Raw genomic sequence first — 6,700 nt, forward strand, 5'->3', positions numbered from 1 at the left:
ACATTGCCGAAGCTGGCGCGTGAAATGGGAGCATTCAATGTCCGAAATTACTGTCCGCCCGCTCGCACAGTCCGACCACGCCGACTGGAAGCGCCTGTGGACCGACTACCTGACCTTCTATGAAACCAGGCTGCCGGAAGAGATCTATGCCGTCACCTGGAAGCGGCTGTTCACGGAAGGCGAATTCGAGCCGAAGGGTTTTATCGCCACGCTCGACGGCAAGGCGGTCGGCCTCACCCACTATCTCTACCATCGCTCAGGCTGGTCCGAGAAAAACAACTGCTATCTGCAGGACCTGTTCGCCGACCCGGACGTACGCGGCAAGGGCATCGGTGCCGCGCTGATCAATGCCGTGAAGCAGGAAGCGGCAAAGATCGGCGTCAAGAACGTCTACTGGATGACGCACGAGACCAACGCCACGGCGCGCAAGCTCTACGATCACGTAGCGCGCCGCACGGGCTTCATCGAGTACGATCTGCTGCAATGAAATCGTCAGCGCAGCGCGCAAAGCTGACCTGGAACGCCAATCGGTTTGAAGCGTTGGAGCGCATACGCGCTGTCTTACAGGAAAGCGAGTTCAAGCCGCTCTACGCCAGCTACATCGCATATCTGGAGCTGCGGGAGCGCGGGCTGAGAAAACGATCCTTTGCCCAGCTCGATGCCTTTATCGAGCAAATAGCCTCCGATCCGTTTGAAGTTCGCCTGTCGGTCGTGCGGCATCTCGTTGGCGCAACTGAAGAGTACTGGGACAATTGGCCAGCGCCCGACAACTGGCAGTTTCCTGAACAAGTATCTCGACGGCTGACCGGACCGCTCTGGCGCGAATGGCAAGAGCGGGAACCTGCCAATCCTGAGGCATGGCTGTATGGCTTTTACGATCTGTCCCGTGGAGTCGATGGCAGGGAGGTTGCGTTTCTGCTGGACCCAACCCATCCACGCTACCAATATGCCCATCTGAATGGTCTCTGCGCGCAGCTGAACCATGAGCTTCACGAGTTGGAACACGTTGAGACAATCCTCTGCACTCCCGAACACTTTGGAAAGCTGGCCGGTTCGGTGTCCGCTGTTGCGGCGGCAATCGGTGGCAACATGACTGAAGAAGTCGCGAAAACACCTGTCCAACTGAACGAACTGGCGACGATCTATCGCAACCACAAGAGGGATAGCGGCACCTTCTTGCGAGAGCTTCTGCGGCTCGGCGCAAAGATCTGGTCGACTTTCCCATATTGCCGGCCCGGCGTTGGTTCCGTGTGCTGCCCTATCCTCTAGGTTGATCGCTCAGATGTTCATCCCCTTCTTCCTCGAACTGAAGGCTGCACGCGTTCCCGTTTCACTGCGGGAATATCTGTCGCTGCTGGAAGGGCTGGAAGCCGGGCTGGTCGACTATGACGTTGAGGGTTTTTACTATCTCGCCCGCGCCGCCTTAGTGAAGGACGAGCGCCACATCGACCGCTTCGACCAGGTGTTCGCGCATGTCTTCAAGGGCATTGAAGCGCTAGGCGGACCGGATGCGGTCGATGTCGCCAACATCCCGGAAGAGTGGCTGCGCCGGCTTGCGGAAAAGCATCTGACCGAGGAGGAGAAAAAGCTGGTCGAGGCGCTCGGCGGTTTCGAAAAGCTGATGGAGACCTTGAAGCAAAGGCTCGAGGAGCAAAAAGGCCGCCACCAGGGCGGCTCGAAATGGATCGGCACCGGCGGCACCTCGCCCTTCGGCGCCTATGGCTACAATCCCGAGGGCGTGCGCATCGGCCAGCACGAAAGCCGCAACCGGCGCGCCGTGAAGGTCTGGGACAAGCGTGAGTTCAAAAACTTCGACGATGCCGTCGAGCTTGGCACCCGCAACATCAAGATCGCCCTGAAACGGCTGCGCCGCTGGGTGCGCGAGGGCGCCGAGGAGGAATTCGACTTGCCCGGCACCATCCACGCCACCGCAGAACATGGCTATCTCGACGTGCGGACGCGACCCGAGCGGCGCAACGCGGTGAAGCTTTTGATGTTCTTCGATGTCGGCGGCTCGATGGACGACCACATCAAGAGCGTCGAGGAGCTGTTTTCGGCCGCCCGCGCCGAATTCCGCCAGCTCGAATATTTTTACTTCCACAACTGCCTCTACGAGGGTGTCTGGAAGGACAATCGCCGCCGCCATGCGGAGGTGATCCCGACATCGGACCTCCTCCACAAATACGGCCCGGACTACAAGGTGATTGTCGTCGGCGACGCCTCGATGAGCCCTTATGAGATCGCCCACCCCGGCGGCTCGGTCGAGCACTGGAACCCGGAGGCCGGCGCCGTCTGGCTCGGCCGCCTGCTGCAGCAATGGCCGAATGCGGTATGGCTCAATCCCGAGAGCGAAAAGAACTGGGGTTACACTCATTCGATCGCCATGATTCGCGACATCTTCGGCGGCCGCATGTTTCCGCTGACGTTGGCCGGACTCGAAAGCGCGACGAAGCAGCTTTCCAGAAAGCACTGAAAGACCGACGGGGATCCGATGACCTGCTTCCTCTGCCTGCAATGCGGCGTCCAGTTCGCGGCGACGGAGACGCCGCCGCAACACTGCCCGGTATGCGAGGACGAGCGGCAGTTTGTGCGCTGGGAAGGCCAGGCCTGGATTACGCCGCATGAGCTTGCCGCCGGGCATAGGCTGGTGATGAAGGACGATGCCGGCGTGCTCGGCTTCGGCATCGAGCCGCGCTTCGCCATCGGCCAGCGGGCGCAGCTGGTGCAGACGCCGCATGGCAATGTGCTGTGGGACTGCGTCTCGATGGTGAGCGATGAGGCGGTGGCAGAGATCAACCGCCGCGGCGGCCTGGCCGCCATCGCCATCTCGCACTGCCATTTCTACTCGGCGATGGCCCGTTGGAGCGAGGCCTTCGGCGGCGTGCCGATCTATCTCCATGCCGACGACCGCCAATGGATCATGCGGCCCCATCCCTCGATCGTCAGCTGGCAAGGCGAGACGCTGGCCATAAATCCGTCGCTGACGCTCGTCCGCTGCGGCGGCCATTTTGCCGGCAGCCAGGTACTGCACTGGCAGCGCGAGGGCGGCAACGCCCTGCTGACCGGCGACACCGTGCAGGTGACGCCGACCCGCCGCCATGTCAGCTTCATGTACAGCTATCCCAACCAGATACCGCTCAACGCGACGGCCGTGCGCCGCATCGCGGCGGCACTTGAACCGTTCGACTTCGACGATATCCGCGGCGCCTGGTGGGACCTGAACATCATTGGTGTTGGCAAAACGGCCCTGGCCACCTCTGTCGCACGCTATCTCGCGGCGATAGGATGATGATGGCGAGCGGGAATGCGGGCAAACCTTGTAACAAATGCCTATTTGTTGCGAATATGAGGTTGCAACAAAGAACGAGCCGCCAAGGCTGAGGAGATCAAATGGACACCCACACCTACCCCGTCACCCGCACCGATGCCGAATGGCGCGCCCGGCTGACGCCGGAGCAATATGCGGTCATGCGCAACCACGGCACCGAGCGGCCGGGCAGCTGCGCTCTGCTCTACGAGAAGCGCGCCGGCACATTTTCCTGCGTCGGCTGCGACCAGCCGCTGTTCGAATCCAAGCTGAAGTTCGAGAGCGGCACCGGCTGGCCGAGCTTCAACGACCCGGTGCCCGGCTCGATCGAGACCACCGTCGACCGCAGCTACGGCATGGTCCGCACCGAGTGCCATTGTTCGCGCTGCGGCAGCCATCTCGGCCACGTCTTCGAGGACGGCCCGCCGCCGACCGGCCTGCGCTACTGCATCAACGGCGTGGCGCTGACATTCGAGCCGGCGGCCTGAAGGGCATTGCGTGGCTTTCGGCAAAGGGCGGCTTCGGCCGCCCTTTTTCGTACTACCGCCCGCTCAGACCACGACCGTCGCGATCAGCCAGAGCGCCGAACCCAGCATCATCAGCTGCGCCTTCAAGCCGCCGCCCTTCTCCGCCGTCCGCCAGACGGCGATGGTGAGGAAGATGTTGTAGGGAACGGGGAGGAAATGCACCGCCAGCACCAGCCGGAGCGGCAGCTTCAATCCAAGCAGGATCAACGCCAGCGCCGAAGAGGCAATGCTCAAGATCGTCCCGACGAGCAGCATGTCGCGCCAGAACAGCCGGCCGAGCGGCGCCTCACCCCTCCAGCGCGTACGAAAAAAGTCCGCCATCGCCGACGCGTCACCCCTGCCCCAGAACGTCGGTCACGGCCTCTTCGAAGCGTGTGCATTCCCTCACCAGCCAGTCGGTCATGGCCGGCCAGTTGTCCTCGGCGTAGCAGTTGACCCGCCACACCGAGTTGATGCCGAGACCCTGGCAACTCTGTTCGGGCTTGAGCTTCAGCCTGGCCTCGATCGCCGGCTGGAACGGCTTCAGCCGCGACCAGGACTCCGTGGCGCCGAACTTTTCGTTGCGCCCGAAGAAGACGCCGACTTGGTTCTGCGCCGGCGCGACATACATCGAAAGCACCAAAGCGAAATCCGGCAGCCCGCGCTGCCAGAACCACGGCCCCCGCCTTGCAAGCGTGGCTCTTTCTTGCGGATGCCGCTCGGCGAACAGCGCCCAGAAGCCGCGATGGCGGAACTCCGAGGCACGGCGGCCACCGAAGTCGAATTCGTTCATGGCCGGCTGCCCCGCTGCCCGAGACTGTTTCGAAATTCGTTCTGGCGAGTCATATGATGGCGTTTTGAGAACCGCAGCCTAGCGGACATTTGGGTCCGTGCGCAACGCAAGCGCAGCAAACGCCACCAGACGGCCAATGGGGCAGACGCCGCATTGGTCTCGCCCGGGGACGGCTCGGACCGTCGGATCTCGTCGCCTGTATCTGGCGAACGGGATCAATGCTTCTCATTCGCTTCGCGATGCATGGCGGCAAATTCCGCCAAGGTTGGAAAATGCCCCCCGACCTTCGGCTGGGCAAGAGGACGCTTCGTTGCACCTGGCCCCTCCATCTCAAACCTCCGGTCAATCCAAACGCTGGCGAGCCCGATGCTCTCTGCCGGCGCATGATCGTGAAACAGACTTTGAGCCACATGAAGGACTTCGTCCTGCTGAACGCCCAGATCCTGCTTCAGCCTGCCGAACAGGAAACGAAAGTTGCCCAGATCCGGCTTGTAGCTGCCTATGTCTTCCGCCGTGTAAACGGCATCGAAGCTGACACCGAGCTTGCGGTTTGAAGCCGCGAAACTCTGGCCGTCGACATTGGACAACACGACCAAACGGAAGTGCTGTTTCAGATAGGCCAGCGCCTCCCTGGAATCGGGAAAGGCGGGCCAATCGGGCACCGAAGTGCCGAAGCGTTCATGCAGATCAGCCTGCGCGGTGATCCCCCAATGTCGAGCGAGCCTTGCGTGCACTGCCGCCAACAGTGTCCTGTAGTGCAAGGAAGGAGTCTCGGCTTCCTGCCGCGTCTCTATTTCTCCATAGGTTTCCAACGCTTCGTCCCGGCTGATTTCGCGATTTGCCATGCTCAAAAGCGGCTGAAGCGCGTTCCAGATGCCGGTTTCCCAGTCGATCAGCGTGCCGTAGACATCGAATGTCAGCGCTTTGAAACGAGTCAAATCCATATCGGTGATCCTCATACACGCGAAATTTTCGCATCCGTAGCGCCGCGCGAGGCCGATATCTCGGCAAAACCTTCCAGATTTTAGGCTTTTCCTCCCGTTCTTCCGAGCAGATTTCGGCGAACTTCGGCCGGGGTCGAGTTTCGCTCCCGCCGCATTGCGCGCGTCAAGGCGCTCTGGTCAGAGTGACCGCTGAAAATCGCGATATCCGCGATGGAAAGGCGCGGATCGGCAAGCATCCGTTCAGCCGCATCGAGGCGCATCGCAACCAAATGCGCGTGCGGAGTGGTCGCGCGCCGTCTGGTGAAGGCTTCATGTAGACGGGTTGGGCTCATCCCCGCCGCTTCTGCGATATCGGCAATGCGGATTGGGTCGGCAAGCTTTCTTTCCATGAACGCCGTGGCTCTTTTGACAGCAAGCTCTGCGCGATCCGGACGACCCCTGGCAGGAGCGATGCGATCCAGCAGCAATGTGGACCAGGCGTGTCGAAGCGAGGCGGAAAGCTCCTGCGATGCCGCCAGCACCGCCATGTAGTCGATCAGGCCGTGAACCTCCCGGCCAATCGCAAAAAATGCGGGCATGTCTTCATCCGGCTCCCGGATGCCGAGGCGGGACGGCAGGTCGAGGACAACGAAAGAGTCCGTTTGTTTGGCGTAGAACGCGTGCTGGCAACCGGCGGAAACAAAAGCGCCAGTGCTGCCCGAAACCCGTCCTGAACGGTGCCCCAGATCGATTTCGAGTGCTCCGGAAACGGGCAGGACCACTTGGGGATAGTCATGCTGGTGCCTCTCGACCTCCCCGGAATATCTTCGGATTTCAACAACGGTCTCGTTCATCGATAAGTCCTGCGTAAGCGTGGGCATCGCTCTCGGTGATGAGACGCCGCCGAAGACGGTTCGCTTGGATTTAAACCCCGTGTGCTGAACGACCAGTCTTTTGTGACGAGCATCCCTCGACTCCGTTGTAGCGGAGCACAGCGCCGGCGCGAAGAACGTATCCGCGCACAACTTTCAAGACCTGCTCACAGTCCGCGAGGCCAATGGTCCTGGTGTTCTCGGGTGGGTGGGAAAACTCTGTGGCAGGGGACCACTGAGACCCAACTTGAACAGTTGGACGTGAACGGATAGCGAACACTGTCCGTTAAGCCATTGAA

General features: G+C 61.3%; 9 protein-coding genes. 5 read left to right on the top strand and 4 right to left on the bottom strand.

The annotated features are described in order from the left end of the window. Positions 1-37: 37 nt before the first annotated feature. The 5 genes from QQK95_RS21360 to msrB all read left to right on the top strand — a co-directional run bounded on the left by QQK95_RS21360 (position 38) and on the right by msrB (position 3,795). The gene (locus tag QQK95_RS21360; protein WP_284276408.1) at positions 38-487 is read left to right on the top strand and encodes a GNAT family N-acetyltransferase; all 450 of its coding nucleotides are present in this window, start codon (positions 38-40) and stop codon (positions 485-487) included. Beyond that, positions 484-1,269, top strand: coding sequence for a hypothetical protein (locus QQK95_RS21365; protein ID WP_284276410.1), 786 nt, complete (start codon positions 484-486; stop codon positions 1,267-1,269). The genes QQK95_RS21360 and QQK95_RS21365 overlap by 4 nt, the downstream gene beginning before the upstream one ends. 13 nt (positions 1,270-1,282) lie before the next feature. Then, complete coding sequence (locus QQK95_RS21370; protein ID WP_284276412.1) at positions 1,283-2,473, top strand: vWA domain-containing protein; 1,191 nt, start codon at positions 1,283-1,285, stop codon at positions 2,471-2,473. Positions 2,474-2,491: 18 nt separating this feature from the next. Next, on the top strand, positions 2,492-3,289 hold the full coding sequence (locus QQK95_RS21375) for an MBL fold metallo-hydrolase (protein WP_284276414.1): 798 nt from the start codon (positions 2,492-2,494) through the stop codon (positions 3,287-3,289). A 101-nt stretch (positions 3,290-3,390) separates the two neighbouring features. Then, the gene (gene msrB / locus QQK95_RS21380; protein WP_202357410.1) at positions 3,391-3,795 is read left to right on the top strand and encodes a peptide-methionine (R)-S-oxide reductase MsrB; all 405 of its coding nucleotides are present in this window, start codon (positions 3,391-3,393) and stop codon (positions 3,793-3,795) included. Positions 3,796-3,858: 63 nt separating this feature from the next. Here the strand turns inward: msrB and QQK95_RS21385 are convergent, their stop codons facing one another. The 4 genes from QQK95_RS21385 to QQK95_RS21400 all read right to left on the bottom strand — a co-directional run bounded on the left by QQK95_RS21385 (position 3,859) and on the right by QQK95_RS21400 (position 6,383). Continuing rightward, on the bottom strand, positions 3,859-4,155 hold the full coding sequence (locus QQK95_RS21385) for a hypothetical protein (RefSeq protein ID WP_284276417.1): 297 nt from the start codon (positions 4,153-4,155) through the stop codon (positions 3,859-3,861). 10 nt (positions 4,156-4,165) lie between these two features. Further along, entirely contained in the window at positions 4,166-4,606 is a 441-nt protein-coding gene (locus QQK95_RS21390; RefSeq protein ID WP_095772016.1) for a hypothetical protein, read from the bottom strand. Between the two features lie 215 nt (positions 4,607-4,821). Continuing rightward, positions 4,822-5,550, bottom strand: a complete 729-nt coding sequence (locus tag QQK95_RS21395; protein WP_284276424.1) for a haloacid dehalogenase type II — start codon at positions 5,548-5,550, stop codon at positions 4,822-4,824. An 80-nt stretch (positions 5,551-5,630) separates the two neighbouring features. Continuing rightward, positions 5,631-6,383 (bottom strand): AraC family transcriptional regulator, encoded by a 753-nt coding sequence (locus tag QQK95_RS21400; protein WP_284276426.1) that lies wholly within the window; start codon positions 6,381-6,383, stop codon positions 5,631-5,633. Positions 6,384-6,700: the final 317 nt, after the last annotated feature.

It is taken from the genome of Mesorhizobium huakuii, from assembly GCF_030160235.1.
GTDB classification, from domain to species: Bacteria; Pseudomonadota; Alphaproteobacteria; order Rhizobiales; family Rhizobiaceae; genus Mesorhizobium; species Mesorhizobium huakuii.